Here is a 25,580-nt window from a genome sequence, read left to right as displayed (position 1 = left end):
TATCGACAGCGTAGCGGGTGGGGGCATCTCGGTGCCGGGATACTGACCCTTGCCATGCATGCAATCATGGTGATCGTACTCGCCTCCCAATGGTATCGTCCCACGCTTCGAGCCGGGACGGACGACACTATCACTCTCGTCAGGCTGGCGGCCCTGCCGGACAGAAGGGCGAACAGGGTCGAACGGGGCCATGACACCGGCACGCCCAAGGCTCCGCACATGACGGCCACCATTCCCTATCCGGTTATCGAGCTTCCACGCTCCGCCCCCGGCATTGAGGCTGTTCCTGTGGCGCTGCCAGTGCCTGTTGCCCCTTCCGATGGCGGGAGGACCGATGCGCCGGAACAGGCGCTGCTGACCTATCGCCGGGCAGTGACGGCCCGCCTCGCAGCCGAACGGCGCTACCCCGGTGACGCATTGCGGCGCGGGCATCAGGGCAATGGGATGATCCTGTTCCGCATCGATCGGACGGGTAGCCTCCTGAGTGCCGTGGTGGACAAGGGCACCGGCAGTGCGGAGCTTGATCGTGAGGCTGTGTCACTCGTGCGGCGGGCGGCGCCCTTTCACCACATTCCAGCCGAGCTTCCCGATGAACTGGAAATCGGCCTGCCGATCCTGTTTCTCATCGCCGAGCCGGTGTCCCCATGACGGTCAAAGCCTTTTCGCTGATGGCGCAGCACCGTGTAGGATTGTTGTCCTGGGTGCAGCGTCGGGTGCGGCCGCCCATCGAACCGGCGGACATCGTGCAGGAAACCTGGGCGAGGGCCATGCCCGCCATAGAGGCGGGGCGGGTCGAAAATGTGCAGGCCTATCTCTATGGCATCGCGCGCAATCTGTCGGCGGAGGCGATGCGCCAGCAGAGCCGCTGGTCGCGCTGGCTGGTGCAGGACGCGGACACCGCAAAGGTCGCCGACGACGGTCCCACGGCGGAGGCTCATGTCATGGGGCGGGACGAACTTGCGCGCCTTCATGCCGCAATGGAATTGCTGCCGCTGAGATGCCGTGAGATATTCGCCATGCGACATGTCGAAATGCTGGAGAAGAGCGATATTGCCGCACGGCTGGATATCAGTATCAAGCAGGTCGAGAGACAGTTGCGGCTGGCGCTGGTTTCCTGTGCACGCACTCTTGGCAAGGATAGTTGAGATTGTTTTGCGACGATCAGGCGCCGGAACTGCACCATTGCCGACTATGGAAATGGAGAGGAAGGTCTTTGCCGTCTCGTACAGACGGAGCGTCGAGGTGCGCGATGTCGATTGAAGAACATGATGATCCCATAGAAACCGTCGAGGATCAGGCGGCGGACTGGATCGTGCGCCAGGATGGCGACGGACTGACGGTAGCGGAGGAGCGCGCCTTCGCTGCGTGGCTGGACGATCCCCGGCACAGAACCGCCTATGATCGGCACCGCGCCATATGGGCACGCTATCAACAGGCCGGCACCGCGCTGGCGTCGGTCTCGAAGATCAGCGTGTTTCGCCCCATGCGCCATCATGGCCGCCGCCGCCCGGCGCTGGCATTGGCGATGGCCGCATGCATGACGCTGCTCCTGATCGGCCATGCCTGTGACTGGCCGACGCGATGGCGCGCCGATTATGCCACGGACGTCGGAGAACGGCGGACAGTGCGGCTGGAGGACGGATCGCGCGTGCAACTGGACGGACGGTCCGCCATCGCCTTTGAGCGTACGGCGGGACAGCGGGTCATGCGCCTCCTGTCCGGCGGCGCTGCCATAGAGGTGGCGCCCGACGCGGCGCATCCCTTTGTCGTTCGAACAGATGCGGGCCGTGTGACCGCGCTGGGGACCGCCTTTGTCATTCGCAAGACAGGGGCTTCTGTCGACCTTGTTGTCACCGAGCATAGCGTCCGTGTGGACAGCGAGAAGGACCGGCGGATCGTCCGCGAAGGCGAGGCGACCCGCTTCCACACCGGTTCCGTGGCGACACCGCTCCCTGTCGATTTGACCACTGCCACAGCCTGGACGCGGGGCAAGCTCATCATATTCAACCAGCCGTTGAGCGAGGTCGTGACCGCACTGGGCGGGCAGCGGCGCGGTTACTGGACCGTGCGCGGCGATGCAGCGGCCATCCGCGTCAATGGCGTCTACGATCTAGATGATCCCCTCGCCGCCCTGGGCATATTGGAACGGACGCTAAAGCTCAGATCCTTCCGCCTTTCTGATAGGTTCGTCATCCTCAGCCGGTGAAGGCTGAGACCTTTTTCAGATTTTTTTGGCGCGGACAGGCTCCAATCCGGCTCCTCCTCCGACATGGCTGATGAGAGTGCATCGCAAGAGCAAAGGTGTGCCCTCGACATATTCGCTGGGGGATTGATTAGATGGTTCGGAATTCGGTGCGTTCGCTGTTGTCTGCGACGTTGTTGGGCAGCAGCATATTGGCGGGAATGGCGATCCATTCCCCGGTCCATGCCCAGAAGGCGGGCACGGAGCGCAGATATGACATTCCGCCAGGCACGCTCGCCGATGCACTGAACCGCTTTGCCGAGCAGAGCGGGGTGCAGATTTCCTATGAAGCCGAGCTGGCCGACGACCGCCGCAGCAGCGGACTGCGCGGCAGCTATACACGAGCGGATGCGCTGTCCCGTCTGCTGGCGGGCAGTGGCCTTGTGGCGCGCGATGCCGGAGAGAATGGGATTTCCATTGCCCGTGCGACATCGGGGCGGATCGACCTCGACCCGATGGAGGTCAGGGACAGCGTGGTTGCCGCCGGGACCGGCGATGCCCGGTCCGATGGCGACGGCCCGCACGGCTATGGCGGCGCCGACACCATCATCGTCACGGCCCTGCGTCTGGAAACGGCGATCAGCGGACTGAAGACCGACACACCCCTGCTCGAAACCCCGCAGGCGATTTCCGTGGTCAACATGGAGGAGGCGCGGGTAGCATCAGCATCAGCATCAGCAACTGTGGCGTGCGCGTGACGCCCGCGCACAGGATCACCTCATGCGCGGCCTCGGCGCTGTCCCGGCGACCGTGACGCAGCCAGTCGATGCCTGCGGCGCGTCCGTCGCGGACACGGATACGAGTGGCCATCGCATGGCTGACGATCGTGAGGTTAGGTCGGTGGCGGGCAGGGTGGAGATAGGCCGTCGCGGCGCTGACCCGCTGCCCCCGGTGCAGCGTCATCTGCAACCGGCCGAACCCCTCCCGGCTGCGCGCCGTTGAAATCGGGGCTGACGGGATAGCCAGCCTGTCCGCCCGCCTCGACCAGCGCCTGTGACAGCGGCATCCAGCCCGGCGTGTCGGATATATGCACAGGGCCGTCGCCACCATGGTAGGCCGATGGCCCGCGTGCATTGCACTCTGCCCGGATGAAATAGGGCAGCAGCTTTTCATAGGACCAGTCTGGGAGGCCATTGGCGGCTCAGCCGTCATAGTCCTTGGGATCGCCCCGCACATAGGCCATGCCGTTGATCGACGATGTGCCGCCCCACCCGCGACGGGCGGGCCAATAGATGCGGCGCTCGCCGAAGTGCGCCTGCGGCTCGGTGAAGTCGAACCAGTTGTGCGGGTTCGGCTTGCTCAACAGCGCCTTGGACCCCGCAGGCATACGGATGTTGAGCGACCGGTCGGGTCCGCCCGCCTCGACCAGCAGGACGCGGCAATTGGGATCGGCGCTCAGTCGGTTGGCGAGGACGCAACCGGCGGTGCCCGCCCCGACGATGATATAGTCAAACAACGCCATCGGCCGGGTGGGTCGAGCGGTTCCGGGCAGCGAAACGGGACGCCGCCCCGACGAAGTGACGATGCGGGTTGCCGATCAGCATAATGTCTATCGCCGACTGGCTGACCCCGGCGGCGCGCAGGGCCGGAACGACATGATCCGTAACGGCGGAATATTGATGCTCATGAAAGCGCGCGACGCCGCCCGGATGGAAATTGGTCCAGCAATAGCAGTCATGCGACAGGGCCAGATGTTCGACGAACCCGCGTTCGATCATCGCGACGATGGTGGCGATGCGCTGCTCGAAGCTCAGCGAAAAGGCGATGCCGAAGCGGTCCATCCCCAGGATCGATCCCCGCTCCGCCAGCGCGGTGAGATAATCGAGGTCCATCGTGTCGCCCAAATGGCCGATGATGACATCGCGCAGGTCCACGCCCTCTTCGGCGAAGACATTCTGGGCGATCAGGCCTGAGCCATTGGCCGGGTTGGTGTGAACGGTGATCGGCGCGCCAGTCCGCACGTTGGCCTTGGCTACCGCCCGCATAACCCGTTCCACGCCCGGCGTCAGGCCCGCGGCGTCGATCGCGCATTTGACTTCGGCCGCGCGGATGCCGGTGTCCATGATGCCGTGCTCTATATCACCGGCAAACAGGCCGGGCATCGGATCCTCCTCGTCAAAGAGGAGGCCGGGGCCGACCATCTGGAACGGCATCGGCACCACGTCCAGCGTATAGCAGCCGGTGGAGACGATGATGTTGAGGTCGGTTAGCTCCGCGACCTTGCGGATGCGGGGCACATATCGCCCCAGTCCCAATACGGTCAGGTCGATGATCGTGTCGATGCCGGACGCCTTGATCGCATTCATCTTGGCCGCCGCCCTGGCGATTTCGGCATCCTCGTCGAAATCCCGGCCATGGTTGAGCAGATGCTCGATATCGCCCGTGAAGACATGCTCATGGATCAGCACGCGGCCAAGACTGTCCGCGTCGATAGGGCCGGTGACAGTCTGGATGATCGTCATGCGCCCGCATCCTCTTTCGACCGCGTTTCGTCCTGCGCCAGTCCGAGCGCGATTCGAACTTCTGCATCCTCGAAACCGCGCCCCGAAAAGCGCAATATCTCCTCCGCTCCCTCGTAGAAGGGAAGGTCGCTACGCAGGTCGACCCGCCACCAGTCAACCATTGCGACCCGCGCTGCGATCCGCCATGTCCCGTCGCGGCGTTGCCAGCGGTCGAGATACCGGCCAGCGTAGAAGGAGTCCCGGTCTTCGCCTTGCAGGATAGTGATCCAGCCCGCCTCGCTCAAAGCCGTGTCGCCGTCGATCTCAACGCAGACGTCGAGCATGTGGCGCACGGTGGCGCGATAAACAGCGGCGTTAGCAACAAATTCCGCGATCAGCCCATGCGCAACGCCCCGGACCGGCCCATGACATTCCGGCGTATCAGGCAGGAAAACAGCCTGTGCACGGGCGGCGTCTCCCGCTGTCAGGGCGCGGAAATATTCGGCGAGCGTTTCGCGGATGTCGAGTGTGTCGATCCAGCGGTCGATCCGCGCATCCCTCTCTTCCACGCCCATCGCCCTATTCCTCGATCAGGCAGATCGGCGTCTGGACCGGGACGGTATCGTCCTCCGCCACCAATATGCTGGCGAGAACGCCGGCGAGGGGCGACTCCAGCACATTCGCGGCCTTCGCAGCCTCTATCTCCACCAGTGCCTCGCCCGGTTCCACGCGGTCGCCGACCGCTTTCAGCCATTGGACCACGGTCCCTTCGGTCATGTTCATGCCCCACTGCGGCATCCTGATCTCGACCATGCTCATCCGACCTCTTCCCTGCTTCCCATTGTGACCTGCCGCGCCGCCGCCACGATCCGTTCGGCATCAGGGTACATCAGCCGCTCCAGCGACGGGGCGAAGGGCACGGGCACATCGGGAGCGGTCAGCCGGACGATGGGTGCGCGCAGGCTGTCGAATGCCTGCTCGACCACGGTCGCGGCCACCTCCGACGCGATGCTGCACGTCAGGGGAGCGGGATCGACGACGATCAGCCGTCCGGTCTTCCTGACCGACGACAGGATCGTCGCACGGTCGAGCGGAACGACGCTCCGCAGGTCGATGACCTCCGCCTCTATGCCCTGCTCTGCGAGAGTGGCGGCAGCGCCGAGCGCATGATGCACCGCGCTGGCGAGCGCGACGATCGTCACGTCGCGGCCCTCCCGCTTTACCTCCGCAACGCCGATGGGTACGACATGGTCGTCCTCCGGCATCTCCTCGCGGCGGCCCCACAGGCTCGAATCCTCGAATATCAGGACCGGGCCATCGTCGCGGATGGCCGCCGTCATCAGGCCCCTAGCATCGCAGGCGCCGGAGGGAACGACGATCTTCAGGCCGGGGCATTGTGCGAACATCGCCCATGCCCGGTCGGAATGATGCGCGGCGGCCCCGACGCCGAACAGCACCTGCGCGCGAAAGACAATGGGTAGTCTGGCCTGTCCCCCCGTCATGTAGCGCATCTTGGCCGCCTGGTTCACCAACTGGTCCATTGCACAATAGAGGAATGTGGACGCGGTCGCCTCTATGATCGGGCGCATGCCCGTCAGGGCAGCGCCAATGCCCGCGCCGAAGAATCCGGCGTCGAGGAAATCGGCGTGTCGCGCACACGCTCCTCACCAAATTCCTCGACGCCGAAGTCGCCGTAGATGCCGGATCGGACGTCCTCACCCATCACGAATACGGTTGGGTCAACGCGCATTTCGTCGCGGATGGCCTAGCCCACGGCCCTCAGATATGTCTGTTTCGGCATGGCCGTTCCTTATCCGTAGATATCTTCGAACAGGGCGTCGCCGGTCGGCTCGGCACCCGCCTCTGCGAAGGCGACGGCCTGCGCTACTTCGTGGGCAACATCCGTGCGGATCGCGGCGATCGCTTCGGTCGACAGCAGCTTACTCGTCAGGGATCGCGCCTCGAACAGGGTGACAGGGTCTCGCTTCCGCCAGGTGTCGATCTCTTCGGTGCTGCGATAACTGGGGAGGGTCATGCCCCCGAATTCGCTATGCTCGCAATATCGGTAGGTGACGGCCTCGACCAATGTCGGTCCCCGCCCGGCTCGCGCCCGTTCGGTCGCCTCGCGGACCGCGTCCTGCACCGCGACGACATCCTGTCCGTCGACCCGGACACCGGGGATCGCATAAGCAGCGGCGCGGTCCGCGATGGTGACATCGGGCGACGTCGACCCGTGCCGCGTGAACATGGCATAGCTATTATTCTCACACAGGAAGATCACCGGCAGCGTCCATGTCGCGGCAAGGTTGAGGGATTCGTGGAATATACCCTCGTTCACCGCGCCGTCGCCAAAGAAGCACAGGCAAACCTGCTGCGTGCCGCACATACGGGCGCTCAGTCCCGCACCTACGGCAATCGGCATCAACCCGCCGACGATACCGGATTCACCCAGACTGCCGATGGAAAAATCGGCAAGATGCATGGATCCACCCTTGCCCTTGCAGACGCCATTCGCCTTGCCGAACAGTTCGGCCATGAGCGGACCCAGCGCCGCGCCCTTAGCGATGGGATGGCCGTGCGACCGATGGGTACCGGTCATATAGTCATCCGCGTCGAGAGGGATGCAGGCTCCGACGATGGCCCCCTCCTGCCCGATGGACAGGTGGGTCGTGCCGGTGATCGCGGCACTGGCCTTAAGGTCCGCGACCTTCTCCTCGAACAGCCTGATCCGCAGCATCCGCCGGAGCATCTCTTCGGCGAGAGCGGGCGTCAGCCGGTTATGTCCGACCGCCTCCACGATCATTTACCGAACGCATAGCGGATCGAAGCCCCGAAGGTGGCGGGGGCGGCCCATCCGACGCCGATCGACGGCGCATGATAGGCGACCTGTGTCGTATATTCCTCACCCAGCAGATTCTCGCCGTAAACCGCGAGCTTGATATTGCCCGATGGATCTGTCCACTCCGCCCGAAGGCCCAGCAGGTTGTAGCTGCCCTGTCGGAACTGCTCGCTGAGGTCGTAGAAGAATTGGGACGAGTGGTAGAGATTGCCCGACAGGTTCAGGCGTCCCTTTGCCACGTCGATGCCATAGCTGGCGCCTAGCGAGGCCGTGAAGGTGGGTGACCGCTGCATCCGCTTGCCGCTGCTGTTGGAGGGGAACAGCGTCCAAAAACCATAGTTGGTGCCGCACGTCGCGGGATTGCCGCAAATGTCGTAATAGCTGCCGTTGGGGAAGGATTTGTAGCGCCCATCCACCAATGCTCCGCCCGCAGTGATCGTGAGATCCGAGGTCGGCCGGTAGGTCACATCGCCTTCCACGCCATAGATGCGGGCCGTTGCGGCGTTCAGGATTTGCGACAGATTATCCTTGTAGATGGAAATCTGGAGATCCTTATAATCATAATACCAGCTCGACAGGTTGAGCGAGAGCTGCCGCGTGGCGTGCTTGATGCCGATCTCATAGGCATCCATCTGCTCCGGGCGAACGATCCCGCCTGCGATCACGTCCACCAGCGGCGCCTTGTACCCCTTGGTGTAGGAGGCGTAGACCGAGGTGGCGTTGTCGACCGCATAGCGGATCACGGCGCGCGGCGTTACCCGATCGGTATCGAGCGGGGCGAAAGACTGGTTGATGAGGTCGAAGGCCGGGTTGACGAGGCTCAGCCGGAACGCCCCACGATCGAAACGATCATGGCTGTAGCGCGCGCCGACGGTCAGAAAGAGATTGTCGATGGCTTCATAGGTGAAGTCGGCGAAGGCCGCGATGCTCTGCGTGCGCGAATGGGACGCCCCTTCTGCATAGACATTGCTGCTGCTGGTGCCCAGACCCAGCGGGGATAACTGGTCGACATAGTTGAAGTAGAAGAGACCGGCGGTCCATTGCAGGCGGCCGCCCGGCTTCGACGCCAGAATGAATTCCTGCGTGAACGTCCGGCCTGTGACCGGAATACGGTTGTAATTGATATCCGCCGCCGTCTGGTCATTGTCGGAGACGATGTCAGACTTGTCGATGCGATACTGGGTGTAGGATGTCAGGTCCGCAGAACCCATGTCGAAGCCGACAGTGGCCTGAAAAATATCGGCATCGAAGTGAAAATAGGGGACCGCGCTGTTGGTAACGGCGACCTCGCGATAATTTGTCGCGACGAGGCCGGCGGGGAGTTGTTCGGGAAGGCCCTGTAACGGGGCATAAGTGATTCCATTCTGTCGCAATGTACCCAACGCCACATTGCTCGCATCGTCCACCCGTTGATGGCTGTAGCGTAGCAGCACATCTATGGAATCGGAGAGATCGAAGGCGACACCGGCGCGCACGGACCAGTTTTCATACGCCCCCGGATGCCTAGGGCCGCTCGCAATGATATTGCGCAAATAGCCGTCGCCGCGCGAATAACTGCCTTCAAGATCGACGGCCAGATTGTCCGACAGGCCGGTCGTCATATAGCCTTGCGCCCGCAGAGCGTTGAAACTGCCGTAGGACAGCTCAGCGACCGCTGCGGTATCCTTGGCGGGTCGTGCGCTGGTCACGAGGATCGCGCCGCCCGTCGTGTTGCGACCGAAGAGAGTGCCTTGCGGTCCCTTGAGCACCTGGATGCTCTGGACATTCAACAACTGAAAGTCGGCGGCCAGCGGATTGGGCGAATAAAAGCCATCTGCATAGATGCCGACGTTGGAACTGCCCCCGGCAGTGACGACCGCATTGCCGACGCCACGGATCGTAGGCTGCACGAAATTCGCCTGATAGTCGAAGCGGATCGCGGGCGTGAGTTTGACGATGTCGCCCAGTTGCTAGACGTTCGCCTGTTGCAGCGCCTCCGAACTGATCGCCGTGATCGAGATCGGAACATCCTGCGTCCGTTCCGCCCGGCGCTGGGCCGTCACGATGATGTCGGACGCGCCTGCGGTCGGCTGTTCCGGCGCCTGAGCCTGAGCCTGAGCCGAGACTGCGAGTGCCAGTAGACCGGCGGTGGAAAACAGAATCCCTTTCATACGGCATCCCCTCCTGTCGCCCGCTATGCGGTTGCGATCGATGATGCAGGCCGTGCCTGCAAATGCGGATGTCGCGCACATATTTTGCGCCATCTCCAGTCACCATCGTGGGCTGGTTATCGGCGGTCGTCTTGACCTGGCGTTGAATGATTAGGACGTGAGTGGACAAATGAACCGATGCGTGTCCGAACCCCGAACAGGGCGGAACCATGGGGAGGGGGCCGGGAGATTATCCGCTGGTCTTACCGCGCACAGCCTGACCCCTGCGACATCGGGCGCTCAACCACTGACATAGCCGCCGTCCACGGGAAGCGCCGCCCCCGTGACAAAGCTGGCCTCGTCGCTCGCCAGAAAGAGGGCGGCGGCCGCGATTTCGCGATCGAGGCCCCACCGTTTGAGCGGGATGTGCGGCAACGACCGTTCCTCGTCTGTCGGAACGCGGCGTCCTTCCGACCAGGGCACCAGCCCGGTCCATGTCATGCCGGGGCAAACGGCGTTGATCCGGATATTCTGGTCGGCATAATCTAGTGCGGCGCTTTTCGTCAGTTGCACCACCGCCGCCTTGGACGCGGAATAGCAGGCGAGGCCCTTCCAGCCCACCAGCCCGGAGGCGGACGCCGTGTTCACGATCGACCCGCCGCCGGTCCGCAACATCGACACGATGCCGCAGCGCATACCGTTGAATACCCCGCGCAGATTGACGTCGATGAGCATATCGAACGTCGCGTCATCCATTTCGTGCAGGGGCACATCGAAGGGTCCGGTCGTACCGGCATTGTTGCAAAGAATATCCAGCCTGCCGAAGCGATCCTCGGCCAGTGCGACCATGCGTCCGACATCCTCGGTACTGGTGACGTCGGCATGGGTCGCGACGGCGTTCGCGCCAAGAGCCTTGGCCACCGCGGCTTCATGGCCGGAAATGTCCGCGCAAATGACGCGCGCGCCCTCCGCCACGAACATCTCGGCCATGGCTCGTCCCATCCCTGAACCAGCGCCGGTGATGGCGGCGACCTTGCCTTGAAGCCTCATACAGTATGCTCTCCATAAGCGTGCCGATTGTGATCGGCCCGTTCCTATCCACGAGGCCAGACCGAAAATCCAGACGGCAAGCTGACGCATCCTGTCGCTGCCGATCAGGAAACCCTTTCGCCATGCCGCCGGGGCGCGAGCGCCGACAGGAGCTGGAAGGTGAAGCCCGTGCTGCCCGTCATCCCTCGTCGGACGGGCGTATGTGCCCCCACGAGTCGATCAGGCCGTCAATCACCGTCAAGACATCGGCATGTCCGGTGGACACGCCAAGCTCGGCCTCCCTGAGAATGGTGAGCGCCGAACTTGAAGCGAAAATTGCCAGCGCCACCGGGGGTATCGCTGTTGCTCGATCCTTTGGCAGTGCATTTGTCAGGGCTGCGACCTGCAACGCGCGGGCTTCCTCGATATAGGCGATGACCTCCGATCGCAGCGACACGATCCGGTTTGCCAGAGCCATGAACTCCGCGACCATGCGGGAATCATTCGTGTGGATGCACAATTCCCAGATTTGCCGGAGCGGATGCGTGCCGATCGTGGCAGCGCGAAGCTGCTCCAACTCTCGCGAGGCCAGACGTCGAAAGGTTTCGACGATCAGCACATCCATCGTCTCGAAATAATAATAAACGAGCCGCTGCTTCACGCCGATATGCTCGGCCAGTCGCCGGGATGTCAGCGCGCCATAGCCCTCCTCTCGCAGAACGGTCTCGGCACCATCGAGCATGCGGTGCCATATGTCCGACCCCTTTGGTCCCATGCGGCGCTTTATTGACGATCCGATAGTGCTATCCTCCCAGGCCCTGCGACAGCCTTGAACCTCCTCTTAGCCGCGTAACCGCCTTTCTTAAAGATCGTCTGGATTGGCGGTTCCCGGTTCGATGGCTCGTTTAATCCTACGAGATGCAGCGATCGTGCCGAGTGAGATATATGTATACCTATAGCGACGTAAGTTCAAATTTCGCAGTAACATTGGCCTATTTTCAACGTATTATGGAGGGATCCTGTCTAGGCTGTTTTATATTGTGTACATATATAAACCTGCTATCAATCTGACGAGCAGCGTTCAACAAGATGGCCGTTCATCGAATGACAGGTTCATAATCTGGCATCAGATCCGAACGAGACCACCGACAGCACTGCGCTGGAGTGAAACATAAGCGTCATCGGTCATGCCGGAGCGCTTTGCAGGAGGGGATATTATGAAGGGCATAGCCTTTTTGGCGGGCGTGAGCCTGCCTGCCGTTCTGGCCGCCACCCCGGCATTGGCGCAGTCGCCAGCCATCGACGCCGGGCAACCATCCGTCGAAGATATTGTAGTCACTGCACAGCGGCGCGCCGAACGCACGCAGGACGTGCCCATATCCGTCACGTCAATCAGCGCCGATGCGCTGCAACAGGCGAACATCCAGCAGCTTGGCGACATTGTTAAACTCACCCCGGCAACACGGTTCGACTATCAGGCGAACTTCGTGCAGCCTACGGTTCGTGGTGTGGGCAATGCGGTGGTGACAGCAGGCGCCGGCTCCAATGTCGGCATCTATGTCGATGGATTCTATATGCCCAATCCGCTGGGCAGCGATTTTCAGTTGCTGAATCTTCAGGGTATTCAGGTGTTGAAGGGGCCACAGGGCACGTTGTTCGGCCGCAATACGACCGGCGGCGCGATCCTCGTGACCAGCAACAAGCCCAGCCAGACGGCGCGCGGCGTACTGGAAGCATCCTATGGCAGCTTCAACACAGTCGGGGTCAAGGGCTATGCCACCGCCGGCCTGACTGGGAAACTCGCCTTCGACATCGAGGGGGCGTTCCGGTCCAGCGACGGTTATATCCACAACATCGTCGCCAGCGGGCCGCGCCATCCGGGCCGCCTGACCAACTGGTCCATCCGCTTAGGCCTGAATGTCGAACTGTCAGAGACGGTGTCTTTCCTGCTGCGCTACAGCCATCAGGACGTGGACGACAATAGCAACACGGCGCCGACCGTTCTGGTGCAGGATAGGCGGGTCTATGCGCCCTATGAGCCACCCTATGCCGGGGCAACGCCGCGGATACCGGCCAATCAGATCGCTACCGGCTATCGTCAGGCCGCGATCAATGCGGGCACGGTTCCGGGCTTCCGCTTCAAGGGCGATGCCTATCAGCTTACCGGCTCCTTCGATCTCGATTTCGCGGACCTGGCATCCTACACCCAGTATCGGGTGGATAATTCGATGATCTTCGCGGACAATGACCAGACCGCTGCGGACATCAACTACAATCAGATTCCGGTGCGCAACGAGACGTTCACGCAGGAACTGCTCCTGACGTCGAAGGCGGGCGGTCGCCTTCAGTGGACGGCGGGCCTCTTCTACATCAACAATCTCGACGAGTTTAACCCGGTCCGATCCGGCACAAGTCCGGCGACGCTGGGCGCCAATGTCCATACCCATGTGCGGACGCAGAGCATCGCGGGCTATCTCGATGCCACATATGAGATCGTCGATAATCTCTTTCTGACCGGCGGTGCGCGCTATGCCCATGACAAGATCGACCGGGCCTATATCGACGTGGCCAACGGGTTCTTCCACATCCCCTATCCCGACAGGTCCAGTGATCGTGTCACGCCGCGCGCCGTGTTGCGCTATGCGCTCAACCCGCGCTCGTCGGTCTATGCGTCCTATACACGCGGCTATAAGGCCGGGCTGACCGATGTGGTCGTCGGCCTCTATGTTCCCGGCGACGATGGCCGGGTCGAGCCGGAAGTCATGGACGCCTATGAAATTGGCTATAAATATGCATCGCGCGCCTTTTCGCTCAATCTGGCGGGCTGGTATTACGACTATCAGAACCTGCAATTCTCCGTCTATCCGGGTGGCCTTGCAGAGGTTCTGAACGCCGCGACCGCCCGCATCTATGGCGTGGAGGGGGACGTGCGCTATCAGGTTACGCCTGACTTTGAAGTGACGGCGAGCGGCGCCTATGTCGACGCCAAATATCGCACCGTGACGCAGGGCGCCCGCTATGTGCAGGGACCGGATGGCATGTACAATGCGGTCGATTTTGCCACGGCCGGCTATGATGCGTCGGGCAAGCCCATGCAGAGAGCGCCCAAGTTCACCGCCAGCGTCGGTGCCCGCTATGGCCTCGATCTGGAGGGAGGCCACCTGACCCTGTCGGGCAATCTATACCATACATCGACATTCTACTTCGATCCGGCACAACAATTTTACCAGAAGGCCTATCAACTGCTTGGCCTGCGCGCGGAGTGGACGGACCCGTCCGACCGTTTCACGCTGGCGGTCTATGGGGATAATGTCACTGGCTCGCGCTATTACAGCCAGGTGCTCACGCACGCCCCCGGCATCGGGGCGGTATGGGGTGCTCCGGCGACCATTGGGGGGTCGGTGCGGGCGAAATTCTGACGGGCCGGGCCATGGCGCGTGGACGACTACCAGTGTGGAGAATGGAATGAGCAAGTTGCGCGTCGTGGTTATCGGCACCGGGAATATCGGCGGCATTGCCGTGCGGTGCCTGCAGGGCAGGGACGATATCGAACTGGTGGGCGTCTGGGGTCGGTCGCAGAACATCGGCATGGATGCCGGCCTGCTCGACACGGATCGTCCGTGCGGCGTCATCATCACCGACAAGGAGGAGGAGATTTTCGCGCTCCGTCCCGATTGCGCAGTGATGGCGCTGAATGTCCGCGATCCGATGGAGGCGCAGAAGGTCAACGGCGCCTGGCATATCAAGCTGCTGGAGCAGGGCATCAATGTCGTGACGGCGAGCGACGGTTCGCTCGTCTTCCCGCCCTCCCATTCGGATCAGGCCTATGTCGGGGCGCTTCGGGATGCCGCCGTCCGGGGCGGGGTGACCTTCTACGCCAATGGGCAGGAACCGGGGTTCGTGGACCATATGGCGATGCTGGCGACCACGCTCAGCAACACCATCCGCCGCATTACCTCCTACGAGTTGTTCAACTATTCGATGGTGCAGGAACGGCGGGAGATGGCGGACATCTTCGGCTTCGACGAACTGCCCGAAAAACAGGCGATACTGGAGCAGCCCGGCGCGCAGCTTTACGTCTGGGGCGGCCCGCTCGTCAATATCGCCGACAAGCTGGGCTATCAGGTCGAGCGTTTCGAGGAACTTTATGAGAAGCGCGTGGCGGAGCGGGACATTCAGGTCGGCTTCGGCACCATAGAGAAAGGCAAGGTCGCGGCCATCCGCATCCGCTCCAGCGCCTATGTCGCAGGGCGAGAGGCCATCGTGGTCGAGCATGTCAACCGCATGTGCGAGGACATCGCGCCGGAATGGAAGAGAGCGGACACGCATGGTTGCATGCGGATCGAGGTGGAGGGCGATCCCAATATATCGCTGGAATGTACGATCGGCGACCGCAGCAAGCCGGAGGAACTGGGCTATGACGGCTATCTCATGACGGTCACCCGCATCGTCAACGCCATCCCCTATGTCTGTGCGGCGGCGCCGGGGCTGACCAGTTTCCGAGAACTGCCCCTCACGACGCCCGGCAGCGCGTTCCGCAGTGATGCGGTTGCCATCGAACACCGGATATTGCGGCCTGAGAGATAAAGGCTGCCGATAACGCGACAGCGAAGGCCATTGGCAGCACTCGCCTTGGCCGGACCTGTCTTGATCGGTGCGGACCGCCTGTCCGCACCGATGGATTTTGGCAGGCGGTCGCGCTTATCGCCTTACGCCGGAAGGCCCAGCCCCTGACGCAGCGCCGCCATGAAATGCGCCTTGTACCGCTTCACAACAGGGGCGGTCTCCACAAGGTTGAAGCCGTGGAAGGCGCCGGGCACGACGATCAGTTCCGTCAGCACGCCCGCATCCGCCAGACGTCGCGCATAATCGACGCCCTCGTCCACGAACAGGTCGATCGAGCCGACACCCAGGAAGGTCGGGGGCAGTCCGGCCAGATTCTCTTCGCGCGCGGGTACCGATCCCTTGGGCACATGGCGCGATCCCGCAGGGACGCCCAGCAGGGAGGTCCAGCCGAACCTGTTGGCCTCCGGCGACCATAGCAGCGCCCCCTGATAGGGCGGTTTGTGCACCGTGCTGCCTGTCCGGTCGTCGAGCATGGGGTAGATCAGCGCCTGATAGGCGATTGGCACTTCGCCGCGATCCCGCGCCGCGATGGCCAGCATCGCGGCATGGCCACCGCCCGCGCTGCCGCCCATGACCGCGATCCGGCTCTTGTCCACGCCCAGCTTCTCGGCGTTGGCGTAGAGCCATTTCAGGGCAGCATAATTATCGTCCAGGGGGCCGGGAAAGCGTGTTTCAGGCGCCAGCCGATACTCCACGCTGACGATGACGCAGTCCAGTTCCGCCGCGATTTCCTGCATCTGGCGCAAATCGCTTTTGAAATCGCCCATGATGAAACCGCCGCCATGGATGTTCAGGATGGCGGGGCGGGGTGCGGCCCGTTCTCCGGCGTTGATGACAGCGGCCTTCACCGCTGGCTGCCGATCAAGGCCCGGTACCATCTCTTCCCGCCAGGCCGGTGCGGCAAGGGGTGGCCTGTTGAACTGCGCACCGCCCTTGCGCGAGGCGGCAAGGGTTTCGGCGGTGATCGCCATATTGCCCATCTTCGCCAGTTGGGTGGCCATGGCGCGCAGGTCCGGGTGGACATAGGGAAGCGGATCGAAGGGAACCCGCGCAGCGCCTGCTGCTGCGCTGGCGCTCCGAACGCCGGCCATGCCCGTCACCACCAAGGATGCAGCCAGCAGGGCCGCACAATCGCGTCGATTCATGTCCATGAGCTATTCTCTCCCACCGGGCTTTTTTCCAAAGCGCGCGCAGCTTTTTGTACCAACATCATCGACTGTCAAATAGGTTATGCCCACGAACTGGCGGCAAGGAGATGCGGCGCAGGCGGCAGGCCGATCAGCTATAGCTGCCACCATTCACGCCCAGCACCTGGTTGGTGATATAACCGGCATCATCCGAGACGAAGAAGGCAACCGCCGTGGCAATATCCTCGGCGGAGCCGAGCCTCGGTATGGGATAGGACGCGAGGATGTCCCGATAGTCGATGGGGAAGGCGCTCGTCTCGATCGCGCGGCGCGCCATCGGCGTGTCGATAAAGCCGGGTGAGACGGTGTTGACCGTAATGCCCTTCGCGCCGAGACCGATGGCGAGCGACTGGGTGAAGGTAATCATGCCGCCCTTGCTGGCGTTATAATGGGTCATGTCGAACACCCCGCCCATCTGGCCGCCCAATGCGGAGATGTTGACGATGCGGCCCCAGCCGGCGGCTTCCATGTCCGGCAGAACTGTCTGGGTGACGATAAAGGCCCCCTTCAGGTTCACATCGAACGTCTTGTCCCACAGGGCGTCCGTCAAGTCCTCGAACTTGCACCATCCCTCAACCGCGGCATTGTTGACGAGGGCGAGGATCGGGCCGAGCGTCCGGCGAACCTCTTCAATGGCAGCGGTGACAGCCGCACGATCGGTAACATCCGTTTCCAACGCGAGGGCATGGCCGCCGTCTGCAATAATCTGCGCCGCGACGGCTTGTGCGCCTTCGCCGTTGATGTCGAGGACGCCGACGGCAAAGCCCTGTCTGGCCAGCCGCCGTGCACAGGCCGCGCCCATGCCTTGCGGATCACCCGCTCCGGTAATCAGTGCGACCCTTGATGCTGCCTCAGCCATGGCGATTCCTTCTCTCCGACGGGATGATATTCTGGGGATGTCGATGGGGGTGGTGGCTCACAACATGGTGCTGCCGCCGTCCGCCCCGATGGTCTGTCCGCTGATATAGCTGGACGCCTCGCTCGCCAGGAACAGCGCCAGCGGTGCAATGTCATCCGGCGTCCCGAAATAGCCGAGGGCGACCTTGGCCAGTTCGGCATCATAGCTTTTGCTTTCCCCCAGATACCACAACGCCTTGGGCGACATGGCGGAGGGCAGGATGGTGTTCACCCGGATGCGGTGGCTGCCCCATTCCTTTGCCGCGGTCTTGGTCAGCGTGCGGATTGCTTCCTTGCTCGCGGCATAGGCCAGGAAGCCCGGCTCACAGCGCAGGCCGAAACTGGACCCGAAGTTGATGATCGACCCGCCACCCGCATCGCGCATATGCGGAAAGACGAGTTGCATGAGCTGGAGCGAGCCGAAGAAGGCGGACTGGAAATCGACCATGCAATTCTCCTCCATCCGGGGATCGTCCAGCGGGAGATGGTCGGTGAAGCTATGGGCATTGTTGACGAGAATATCGACGCGGCCCCATCGGTCGATTGCCTCCGCGACCGTCCTTTGCGCGTCGTCGCGATTGCCCGCGATGGCGAGCAGGGCCAGCGCCTCGCCGCCCGATCCTGTCGCCGCTTCCCTGATGCGCTCCACGGCCTCGTCGAGTTTGCCTGGCGTGCGGCCCGTGACGATCACCCGTGCACCGGCACGGGCGTAGGCGGTGGCGATCGCCTCGCCGATGCCCTGTCCGCCGCCCGTGACAATCGCGACCTTCCCGCTCAGTTGCGTTCCGACTGTGGTCATGTTTCTTCCTGAGGAGAGCGTGCTGTTAGGATTGGCGAGGACTGGGACGATTAGCCGATGGCCGCTGACATCTGCTCCAGCGGAAAGCGTGCGGGCGCAACGGCGATGCCCGGCACGGCGGAGCGTCCGCGATACAGGCAGGACGATCCGGTAAGCGGCTTGCCTTCCTTCAGACTGTCTCCGCCATCGGCCGGCACCACATTAATGTAGATGTCGCGCAGGTCGGCACCGCCGAAGCGGACCTGCGTCGTGCATCCCGGCGGTGTCTCGACAGGAGGCAGAACATCGCCCTGCGGCGTCACGCGGGTGAGAAAGCCGCTGGACCGGAACCCGGTTATCCACACATGCCCCTCCGCGTCGAGGGCGAGGCCATCGCAGTCATCTTTGTCGAGCAATATGCGGCGTCCGGTCAGGGACAGATCGTCGGCCACATCCCATGCCCAGGCCACGTTGAAGGTGTCGCTGCAATAAAAGGCGCGCCGCGCGGCGTCGAAGGCGATGCCGTTGGAAAAGACAATATCCTCCGCCAGTCGGATGACCTCGCCCGCCACGGTCAGGCGGTAGAGGGCCGTCGGACGTGTCGGCTGCGCTGCCACGACCATTTCGATATCATTGGTGCCAAAGAAAATTCCACCGGTGCCATCCGGCCACATCTCGTTGATGCCGTTGATCGGCTTGCCATCCAGCTCCCGGATGAGCCAGCCCGATTGGCCCGTGTCGAGGTTGTTCCACATGATGCCGCCGGGGCCGGATGAGAGGACCGCTCCATCCGCGTTCATCATGACGCCGCCTGTCCACATACGGCCTTCGTTGAACGATCCAAAGGGCGTGCCGTCGGGCCGGACGCCGCAGATGCCGCCTTTGATGACATCGCTATACCAGATGACGTCCCGACCGAAGTCGTAGCAAAGCCCCTCCAGATAGACGCCTTCCGCAACCTTGGCATAGTCGCCGAGAGCCAGCTCTTTCATGAAACCCCTCCTGATATTTTTGGGCCACCGACCCTGTGGGCCTTGTTGATCGTCAACTTGTTAGCGACACGCAGGCCTGTCAAGCGTCATATATTCCCGGCCATGGAATTGCATTGTCGCTTGCACGACAACGATCTTTGGGAGGAGGTAGCGAACAATGACCTCCCATCGAAACTCTGCACGATAATGACCCTGATCTCTGCCCCCCAGCGCTACGGCCGATCATCCGTCCGTGTGAAACGTCCCGGCGAGAAGCGGAGCGTATCCCGGTCCGCCACGCGGGCGCTGGACGTACTGGAGCTGTTCGGCGGCGAGGGGCGCTGGCTGCGCGCCAAGGAGATTGGCGACAGGCTCTCCCTGTCATCTTCTTCGATCAACCAGTTGCTCAAGACGATGGTGGACAGCGGGCATCTCGTCTTCAATATCGATAGCAAGGCCTATCTGCCATCGCCCCGCCTGCTGACCTTCGCCGGATGGCTGGGGGAATTGTATCAGGGCCATAGCGGCCTGCATCAGTTGGTTGCGATGTTGCAGGAACGCACGTCCATCGGGGTCACGCTCACAGCGCCCAACGACCTGTTCATGCAGATCGTGGACCTCGCCACCGCGCCGGGCGACACGGCGGAGCGCGGGCTTCAGATTTCCATGTTCGGTTCGGCCATCGGCAGCGCCTATCTCTCCACGCTGGCCGACGCGGACATAGTGCGGCTGGCGCAGCGGGCACGGATCGAGAGCGGCCCGATCGCGCTCATCATGGAGGGGGTGCGGCAAATTCGGCAGGACGGCTTTGCCGACGGGCCAAGCGGGGATGGCGCCATCTGGTCGATTGCGATGCCGCTGCCGCTTCAGGGGCCGGGCTACAGCCTGATCCTCGCGCTTGCAGGAGCCGCCGGCGAAGTGCGGGATCGCCGCGACCTTTTGCTGGCCACGATGCGGGACGCCATCAGCGAATGGCAAGGGGGCTGAGCCGGTCGTCGATGAACCGGGCGATGGCGGCGAACGTCTCCTGCGCGCCCGTGCCGGTCCGGTCCCGCATCACGGCGACATGCTCCATACCGTCAATCGCGCTGAGGGTCGAGGGCGTCGCCACCGCCAGCAGCGCGGCATGGAGGCGCAGCGCATCGTCCGCCAACACCTCCCCTGTTCCCACGCTGATGAAGGACGGTGCAAAACCGTGCAGATCGACCGAGAGGGGGCAGGCGAGGGGGGCATCGGCAGGATAGCCCTGTAGATAATCCTCGGCCGATGCCTTCGCGGAGGCGCGCGAAAAGACGGGATCCGTGGCGGCGTTGCGGTCGTAGCAGCCGCTCGTCACCGACAGGTCGATCCAGGGGGAGAGCAATATCACGCCCGCAGGCACAAGCGCGAGGGGCAGGCCATGCGCCGCGATTGTGGCGGCGAGACCGCCGCCCGCAGAATCGCCGGAAAGGAGGATGGGAAGCGCACTGCTTTCCCGAAGGGCGGTCCAGCAGGACCAGCCATCGTTGAGGGCGGCGGGGAAGGGATGATCGGGCGCAAGCCGGTAATCGGGGCAGATGACGTCGACCCCGCACCGGGCAACGAGAGCGATGGCGAAAAGCGTCATCATCTCCGCGCAGCCGATGCGATAGCCGCCCCCGTGGAAATGCAGGACGGTGCCCTGCGGGTCGGGTGCAGCAAAATGCAGGCATCGGACGCCGCCCAGCAGGATGGACTGCGGCGGGGGAGAGATATGCCACCGGCCCGCCGCGATGGCCGCTGCCGTTTGGCTGCGGATCGCCGCGACATCGGCGCCGGGCCTGCGTCCCGTCCGTTCCGGCCAGCGCGGACCTGTCATGCGCCCTCCTTTGGCATCCCCAATGTGCCGCCGCCCGGCACGCGCAGCGTTCGGCCCAGAAAGCCCGCGGCTGTATAGCCGCCATCGACCGCCAGCGTCTGGCCGGTCACATAGGGCGACATGTCGGACAGGAAATAAGCCACGGCCTTGGCGATGTCGTCCGGGAAGCCCCGGCGGCGCATGGGCAGGAGGGCCATACTGCGCGCTTCCGCGTCCGCATCGGTCAACGGCACACGCGGCGTCACGATACCGCCCGGCGCAACGCAATTGACTCGGATGCCGCCGTCCGCCCATTCCACCGCCATCGACTTGACGAGGTTCATGAGGCCCGCCTTGGCCGCGCCATAGGACGCATGGTTCGGTGCAGAGCGGATGCCATCGACGGACGCCACCGCAACCATCGAACCCGGCGCGTTCCGTTGGTACAGACGCCGCGCCAGTTCCTGCGCGGCGACGAAGAAATAGCGCAGGTTGCGGTTGTGATCGAGATCCCAGATGTCGGTCGTCATGTCGAGGAGCGAACTCCAGGCCGCCATGCCGATGATGCTGGCCATGCCGTCGATCGGCCCGGCGGTGTCCTCAATCTCTCCGATAGTGGCGACCAGCGCCTCCGCGTCGGTGACATCGACGCTGAACGCATGAGCGCAGACACCCAGCGCCCTGGCGTCTGCCGCGACGCGGTTCGCCCGGTCGAGGTCGAGGTCCACCACGGCGACATTCCCGCCCAGACTGGCGATCAGCCGCGTGGTCGCCTCACCCATGCCCTGACCGCCGCCCAAGATCAGATAGCGGCTGCCCGCCATGCCAAACATATCCAGCATCGGATTATGCCTTGACCCTGGCAATGCCAGATTTAGGGCCAGCGTCAGAACCGGCTTCGGGCGTCGGCGCCCATTTTTCCTGCGTCACGGATCGCGCTTCGGCAGACTGGAGGCCGGTGGCCAGCGCATCGGCAACGCCCCGCGCACCCCGTTTCCGCAATTCGGGCAGGACGCGAGTGCCGAGCAGTTCGATCGACTTCATCACCGCCGCATGCGGCAGATAGCCAAAGTTGAGATAACAGAGGAGCTGATCCACGCCCGCCGCATCGTAACGCAGCAGTTTCTGCACACATTCCTCCGGCGTGCCCACGATCACCATGTCTTCCCGGTCGAATTCGGTGATATCGAACTCCCCCCGCGCACGCGCCTCCAGAAGGGGAAAGGCCTTGGCCTGCTGTTCGGGCGTCAGATGGGCCATCTCCCATTTCAGGTGAAACTCTGCGAGGCCCTTGTACCACCACCACATGGAGTCCCACAGGCGCGAAGCGGCGAAGTCATCCCGCGATTCCGCGCAATGGACGAGGGTGTAGACGCCCACCTTGTTGGTGTGGACGCTGGTGAGCGGCACCGCGCGTTCCTGCGCCCGGTGGTAGGCGTCGATCACCTCCTTGAGCTTGTGCAGCGGCTGCATGATCGAGAAGCACAGGAGGCCGCAACCATTCTCCCCTGCCATGGTCGCGCTGGATTCTGTCGAGGCCGCCATCCACGCGGGCGGATGCGGATATTGATAAGGCTTGGGTGTCACCATCCGCTTGGGGAATTTGAGATATTCGGAATCCTCCTCATAATATTGCTGTTCCCACATACCGACGACGGTGCGCGCGGCGGCTTTCAGCTTTTCCTTGCTTGCCGCGATATCGACGCCGAACGCTTGCTGCTCCATCGGCGTCGACCGGCCCATGCCCCAGACCGCCCGCCCCCCGGAGAGGACATCGACCGTGGCGACCTTTTCCGCGATACGCGCGGGATGGATGAATTCATGCGGCATCAGCGCGACGCCAAAGCCCAGCTTGATGCGTTTGGTGATCTGCGACAGCGCGCCCAGCACCACCTCGTTGCTGGGCATATGACTGCGATTTTCGCGGAAGTGATGCTCCACCAGCCAGACCGTCTCGAAATCCAGCTTATCGGCGAGCACGATCTGCTCGATACAGTCGCGATAGACGGCCCGCTCCGCCATGCGCTGCCCCCATGGATGCTCGCCAGCCCATGGCTGGGGGACATCGAACTCATAAAGCAGACCAAGTTCCATAGCGATTTCCTCATCCCGCAACGATTGTGTGGAGTGAGGATAAGGTCGTCGGGCCGGTCATCTCAATAGATTGCGGCGCCACCTCCTGAAATCCATATATACGCATCAATCACCGCGTATATATGGATTTGTGTGACCCTACTTTTCTTGTGAAGCCGTGCGTTCCATGCTTGCCCGCAACTTACCGGATTTCCATCCGGTCAATCGACACAGGCGAGGAGCAGGAGCGGATGCACGAAGCATTGCAGGCAAGTTTCGATATCAGCGGGCGGTGCGCCGTGGTGACGGGCGCAGCATCGGGGATCGGGCGGGAGACGGCGCGGGTTCTGGCAAAGGCAGGCGCGCATGTGGTGGTCAGCGACATCCATGCCGATCCGCTGGCGGAGACGGCGGCGGCCGTGACGGGGGCAGGGGGGCGAGTGTTGGTCCATCCGGCCGATGTTGCCCGGCGCGACGCGGTGGATGCTCTGGCACAGGCCGCGCTCGCGCTGACCGGACGGATCGACATCTGGGTGAACTCGGCCGGGGTCATCGTCAACGTGCCGATCATGGAGGCGAACGAGGCGGACGTCGACCGGGTGATCGCGGTCAACCAGAAGGGCGTCTATTGGGGCTGCGCGGCCGCCGGGCGCTCCATGAAGACGGGCGGTGGCGGCGCGATCGTCAATATTTCCTCGACAGGTGCAGAGTCGGCGGTGCCGGGCCTGTCGATCTATTCCCAGACCAAGGCGGCGGTGAACATGATTACCCGCACCGCCGCGAGGGAGTTTGGAGCATTTGGCGTCCGGGTCAACGCCGTCTCGCCGGGCTGGGTGGACACGCCAATGGGCAACCATGGCTTTCGCGATGCCGATGGCGCGATCAATGCCGAGCGGCAGGAGGAGGGCCTGCGCCTACGCGCCCAATCCTCTCCCCTCGGCATCACGGGAACACCGCGCGACATCGCGCTCGCCGTCCTCTACCTCGCCTGCGACGCCAGCCGGTTTGTAACCGGCCAGATCCTTCGCCCCAATGGCGGGGTGGCGATGCCATGAGGCGGATCGAATAAGAACGCCTCCCGGCCTGTGTTCCGGCGCAATTCCGGGGCGGACACGATAGCTACCGGTCGATGCAGGACGCCCCATGGCTGTTCAAATCGGCCTCGGCCCGCCCATGCCGATATACTGCGCCAGGTTGCGGTGGAAGTTGGTGACCTTCTGCTCCTGATGCGGGTTGGGAAGGGTGCCGCGGAATCCTCTCGACTTCATGCCCTTTTGCACGGCCGCCATGTTGGAGAAGTCCTGCGCCAGCACCAGCCCCCAATGTTCCTCCGTCGGTTCGGCATAGACCCAGTCCGGCTTCGGCTCCTCACCATCGGGAAAGCGTTCGATCGCATAGGCTTCGAAGATGCATCTGTTCGGGTCGTCGCCATGGGGCCGCGTGCGGTAGCACAGGGCGAAGGTCACGCCCTGCAACACCGCCACATTGGGAAAGACGTGCCAGGCGAGGCCCGCCTTGCCCGTCTGCTCCGGTGTAATGCCGGGCCACAGGATACCTCTCGCCGCATCGTCGGCTTTGGCGGAGGCCAGCCAGTGCGCGATCACATCTTCGGGCGCGGTGCCTTCGGGCAATTCGTCCACCAGTCGGCGGGCGGCATTGACCAGCGTTTCCGTGGTGCCGGCATTGTTGACGGTCGTGTATATCTCGTTCTGGAGGTCATAGGTGGACAGGCGGGGGTCCACCCCGGACTTGCCGGTGCGGGTGACGCTGCTGCCCTCCTTCGTCCTGACCGTCGCGTCGCGCTGATCGAAGCCGCTCACGCCATGCAGGCCATAGGCGGCGCTGTAGGAATAATAGTCGCCATTGCGCAGCATCTGCGTGTGGGTGCCGGTCACATGATAGGCCTCCATGAACGCTTCCAGCGCGGTCTTCCAGTTACAGTCGAAGACGACCCACTGCCGCCATTTATAGCGCATCTTCTCCAGTTCGAAGGGGTCAAGGATACCCGCCGCAGGCTCCAGAAAATCCCGCAGGGGCGCGCAGTCGGCATCCATGTTGATGAAGATCCATCCGCCCCAGCTATCGACCCGCACATCGGACAGCCGCGTGCGCGCGGGATCGTCGAGACAACCCTTCCAGTCCTGCTTGTCGAGGATATGCCGGGCCTCGCCATCGAGGCCGAAGGTCCAGCCGTGAAAGCCGCAGGTGATGGCCCGCCGGTGCCCCCGCGCATGATGCGCCCTTGGGGGCACGTCGATCAGGCGACGGCCGCGATGCGGGCAGACATTATGATAAGCCTTGAGTTCGTCGCTGGCCGTCCGGACGATGATAATGCTGTCGTCGCCCACATCATGGGTGATGAAATCCCCGATATGGGGGATATCCTCGACCCGGCCCGCCTGTTGCCAGACGAACGGCCACAGGTGCGTCTTCTCCCGTTCGGCATAGTCGCGCGACAGGAACGCCTCCACCCCATAGGTGAGGGGCTGGTCCAGTTCCTCCTCGCGCGAGATGGCATCGGCGGTCGCGACCGGGGCGGGATGGTTCATGGC

Annotated in this window: 27 protein-coding genes and 1 pseudogene; 8 read left to right on the top strand and 20 right to left on the bottom strand. The window is 63.1% G+C overall.

From position 1 onward, the window contains the following. Window positions 1-66: 66 nt before the first annotated feature. The 4 genes from LWE61_RS07630 (at window position 67) to LWE61_RS07615 (ending at window position 2,940) form a co-directional block, all read left to right on the top strand. Window positions 67-648, top strand: a complete 582-nt coding sequence (locus tag LWE61_RS07630; protein ID WP_234149443.1) for an energy transducer TonB family protein — start codon at window positions 67-69, stop codon at window positions 646-648. Next, window positions 645-1,145 (top strand): RNA polymerase sigma factor, encoded by a 501-nt coding sequence (locus tag LWE61_RS07625; protein WP_234149442.1) that lies wholly within the window; start codon window positions 645-647, stop codon window positions 1,143-1,145. The genes LWE61_RS07630 and LWE61_RS07625 overlap by 4 nt, the downstream gene beginning before the upstream one ends. Before the next feature lie 104 nt (window positions 1,146-1,249). Next, window positions 1,250-2,206 (top strand): FecR family protein, encoded by a 957-nt coding sequence (locus tag LWE61_RS07620; protein ID WP_234149441.1) that lies wholly within the window; start codon window positions 1,250-1,252, stop codon window positions 2,204-2,206. A 131-nt stretch (window positions 2,207-2,337) separates the two neighbouring features. Next, window positions 2,338-2,940, top strand: coding sequence for an STN domain-containing protein (locus tag LWE61_RS07615; protein WP_234149440.1), 603 nt, complete (start codon window positions 2,338-2,340; stop codon window positions 2,938-2,940). On the opposite strand, the gene LWE61_RS20920 is transcribed toward LWE61_RS07615, so the two are convergent. The 12 genes and pseudogenes from LWE61_RS20920 to LWE61_RS07560 all read right to left on the bottom strand — a co-directional run bounded on the left by LWE61_RS20920 (window position 2,879) and on the right by LWE61_RS07560 (window position 11,422). Further along, window positions 2,879-3,145, bottom strand: coding sequence for a GMC family oxidoreductase N-terminal domain-containing protein (locus LWE61_RS20920; protein ID WP_407696207.1), 267 nt, complete (start codon window positions 3,143-3,145; stop codon window positions 2,879-2,881). The genes LWE61_RS07615 and LWE61_RS20920 overlap by 62 nt on opposite strands. Beyond that, a pseudogene (locus LWE61_RS07610) lies at window positions 3,075-3,698 on the bottom strand (GMC family oxidoreductase). The gene LWE61_RS20920 and the pseudogene LWE61_RS07610 overlap by 71 nt, the downstream one beginning before the upstream one ends. Continuing rightward, a complete protein-coding gene (locus LWE61_RS07605) occupies window positions 3,691-4,704 on the bottom strand; it encodes a phosphotriesterase family protein (RefSeq protein ID WP_234149439.1) in 1,014 nt (337 codons plus the stop codon). Before LWE61_RS07605 ends, LWE61_RS07610 begins: the two are co-directional and overlap by 8 nt. Continuing rightward, complete coding sequence (locus tag LWE61_RS07600; RefSeq protein WP_234149438.1) at window positions 4,701-5,258, bottom strand: nuclear transport factor 2 family protein; 558 nt, start codon at window positions 5,256-5,258, stop codon at window positions 4,701-4,703. Before LWE61_RS07600 ends, LWE61_RS07605 begins: the two co-directional genes overlap by 4 nt. A 4-nt stretch (window positions 5,259-5,262) precedes the next feature. Further along, complete coding sequence (locus LWE61_RS07595; protein WP_267961646.1) at window positions 5,263-5,481, bottom strand: lipoyl domain-containing protein; 219 nt, start codon at window positions 5,479-5,481, stop codon at window positions 5,263-5,265. Between the two features lie 17 nt (window positions 5,482-5,498). Then, window positions 5,499-6,272 carry an alpha-ketoacid dehydrogenase subunit beta gene (locus LWE61_RS07590; RefSeq protein WP_234149436.1) on the bottom strand — a complete coding sequence of 258 codons (774 nt, stop codon included), beginning with the start codon at window positions 6,270-6,272 and terminating at the stop codon, window positions 5,499-5,501. Between the two features lie 5 nt (window positions 6,273-6,277). Continuing rightward, window positions 6,278-6,433: a hypothetical protein gene (locus tag LWE61_RS07585; protein ID WP_234149435.1), complete on the bottom strand. Its 156-nt coding sequence runs from the start codon at window positions 6,431-6,433 to the stop codon at window positions 6,278-6,280. 60 nt (window positions 6,434-6,493) lie between these two features. Further along, window positions 6,494-7,486, bottom strand: a complete 993-nt coding sequence (locus LWE61_RS07580; RefSeq protein ID WP_234149434.1) for a thiamine pyrophosphate-dependent dehydrogenase E1 component subunit alpha — start codon at window positions 7,484-7,486, stop codon at window positions 6,494-6,496. Then, a complete protein-coding gene (locus LWE61_RS07575) occupies window positions 7,483-9,459 on the bottom strand; it encodes a TonB-dependent receptor (protein WP_326490620.1) in 1,977 nt (658 codons plus the stop codon). Before LWE61_RS07575 ends, LWE61_RS07580 begins: the two co-directional genes overlap by 4 nt. Before the next feature lie 12 nt (window positions 9,460-9,471). Continuing rightward, window positions 9,472-9,672, bottom strand: coding sequence for a hypothetical protein (locus LWE61_RS07570; protein ID WP_234149432.1), 201 nt, complete (start codon window positions 9,670-9,672; stop codon window positions 9,472-9,474). A 279-nt stretch (window positions 9,673-9,951) separates the two neighbouring features. Further along, a complete protein-coding gene (locus tag LWE61_RS07565; protein ID WP_267961621.1) occupies window positions 9,952-10,701 on the bottom strand; it encodes an SDR family NAD(P)-dependent oxidoreductase in 750 nt (249 codons plus the stop codon). Window positions 10,702-10,879: 178 nt separating this feature from the next. Then, a complete protein-coding gene (locus tag LWE61_RS07560) occupies window positions 10,880-11,422 on the bottom strand; it encodes a TetR/AcrR family transcriptional regulator (protein WP_234149430.1) in 543 nt (180 codons plus the stop codon). Window positions 11,423-11,897: 475 nt separating this feature from the next. On the opposite strand from LWE61_RS07560, the gene LWE61_RS07555 reads away from it, so the two are divergent. Next, a complete protein-coding gene (locus LWE61_RS07555) occupies window positions 11,898-14,099 on the top strand; it encodes a TonB-dependent receptor (RefSeq protein ID WP_234149429.1) in 2,202 nt (733 codons plus the stop codon). Window positions 14,100-14,145: 46 nt separating this feature from the next. Continuing rightward, the gene (locus tag LWE61_RS07550; RefSeq protein WP_234149428.1) at window positions 14,146-15,267 is read left to right on the top strand and encodes an NAD(P)H-dependent amine dehydrogenase family protein; all 1,122 of its coding nucleotides are present in this window, start codon (window positions 14,146-14,148) and stop codon (window positions 15,265-15,267) included. Window positions 15,268-15,389: 122 nt separating this feature from the next. Here the strand turns inward: LWE61_RS07550 and LWE61_RS07545 are convergent, their stop codons facing one another. From LWE61_RS07545 to LWE61_RS07530, 4 genes are all read right to left on the bottom strand, one after another. Beyond that, complete coding sequence (locus tag LWE61_RS07545) at window positions 15,390-16,457, bottom strand: alpha/beta hydrolase (protein ID WP_234149427.1); 1,068 nt, start codon at window positions 16,455-16,457, stop codon at window positions 15,390-15,392. A gap of 127 nt (window positions 16,458-16,584) precedes the next feature. Next, the gene (locus LWE61_RS07540; protein ID WP_234149426.1) at window positions 16,585-17,352 is read right to left on the bottom strand and encodes an SDR family NAD(P)-dependent oxidoreductase; all 768 of its coding nucleotides are present in this window, start codon (window positions 17,350-17,352) and stop codon (window positions 16,585-16,587) included. 57 nt (window positions 17,353-17,409) lie between these two features. Beyond that, the gene (locus tag LWE61_RS07535) at window positions 17,410-18,189 is read right to left on the bottom strand and encodes an SDR family NAD(P)-dependent oxidoreductase (protein WP_234149425.1); all 780 of its coding nucleotides are present in this window, start codon (window positions 18,187-18,189) and stop codon (window positions 17,410-17,412) included. A gap of 50 nt (window positions 18,190-18,239) precedes the next feature. Continuing rightward, window positions 18,240-19,160: an SMP-30/gluconolactonase/LRE family protein gene (locus tag LWE61_RS07530; RefSeq protein WP_234149424.1), complete on the bottom strand. Its 921-nt coding sequence runs from the start codon at window positions 19,158-19,160 to the stop codon at window positions 18,240-18,242. 234 nt (window positions 19,161-19,394) lie between these two features. Here LWE61_RS07530 and LWE61_RS07525 point away from each other — a divergent pair, with 234 nt between their 5' ends. Next, window positions 19,395-20,126, top strand: coding sequence for a helix-turn-helix domain-containing protein (locus tag LWE61_RS07525; RefSeq protein ID WP_234149423.1), 732 nt, complete (start codon window positions 19,395-19,397; stop codon window positions 20,124-20,126). Here LWE61_RS07525 and LWE61_RS07520 read toward each other — a convergent pair. Genes LWE61_RS07520 through LWE61_RS07510 form a run of 3 tightly spaced genes read right to left on the bottom strand, consistent with a single transcriptional unit; the run spans window position 20,104 to window position 23,049 of the window. Beyond that, entirely contained in the window at window positions 20,104-20,976 is an 873-nt protein-coding gene (locus LWE61_RS07520; protein WP_234149422.1) for an alpha/beta hydrolase fold domain-containing protein, read from the bottom strand. The genes LWE61_RS07525 and LWE61_RS07520 overlap by 23 nt on opposite strands. Then, a complete protein-coding gene (locus LWE61_RS07515; protein ID WP_234149421.1) occupies window positions 20,973-21,797 on the bottom strand; it encodes an SDR family NAD(P)-dependent oxidoreductase in 825 nt (274 codons plus the stop codon). The genes LWE61_RS07520 and LWE61_RS07515 overlap by 4 nt, the downstream gene beginning before the upstream one ends. Window positions 21,798-21,801: 4 nt before the next feature. Next, entirely contained in the window at window positions 21,802-23,049 is a 1,248-nt protein-coding gene (locus LWE61_RS07510) for an LLM class flavin-dependent oxidoreductase (RefSeq protein WP_234149420.1), read from the bottom strand. Between the two features lie 230 nt (window positions 23,050-23,279). Here LWE61_RS07510 and LWE61_RS07505 point away from each other — a divergent pair, with 230 nt between their 5' ends. Continuing rightward, window positions 23,280-24,083, top strand: a complete 804-nt coding sequence (locus LWE61_RS07505) for an SDR family NAD(P)-dependent oxidoreductase (protein WP_234149419.1) — start codon at window positions 23,280-23,282, stop codon at window positions 24,081-24,083. Between the two features lie 96 nt (window positions 24,084-24,179). Here LWE61_RS07505 and LWE61_RS07500 read toward each other — a convergent pair whose 3' ends face one another. Continuing rightward, window positions 24,180-25,577, bottom strand: coding sequence for an aromatic ring-hydroxylating oxygenase subunit alpha (locus LWE61_RS07500; RefSeq protein ID WP_234149418.1), 1,398 nt, complete (start codon window positions 25,575-25,577; stop codon window positions 24,180-24,182). Window positions 25,578-25,580: the final 3 nt, after the last annotated feature.

Source organism: Sphingobium sufflavum (genome assembly GCF_021403115.1).
Lineage (GTDB): Bacteria > Pseudomonadota > Alphaproteobacteria > Sphingomonadales > Sphingomonadaceae > Sphingobium > Sphingobium sufflavum.
Note: the sequence above shows the minus strand (reverse complement) of the source record. Positions and strands in the feature narration are given on the sequence as shown.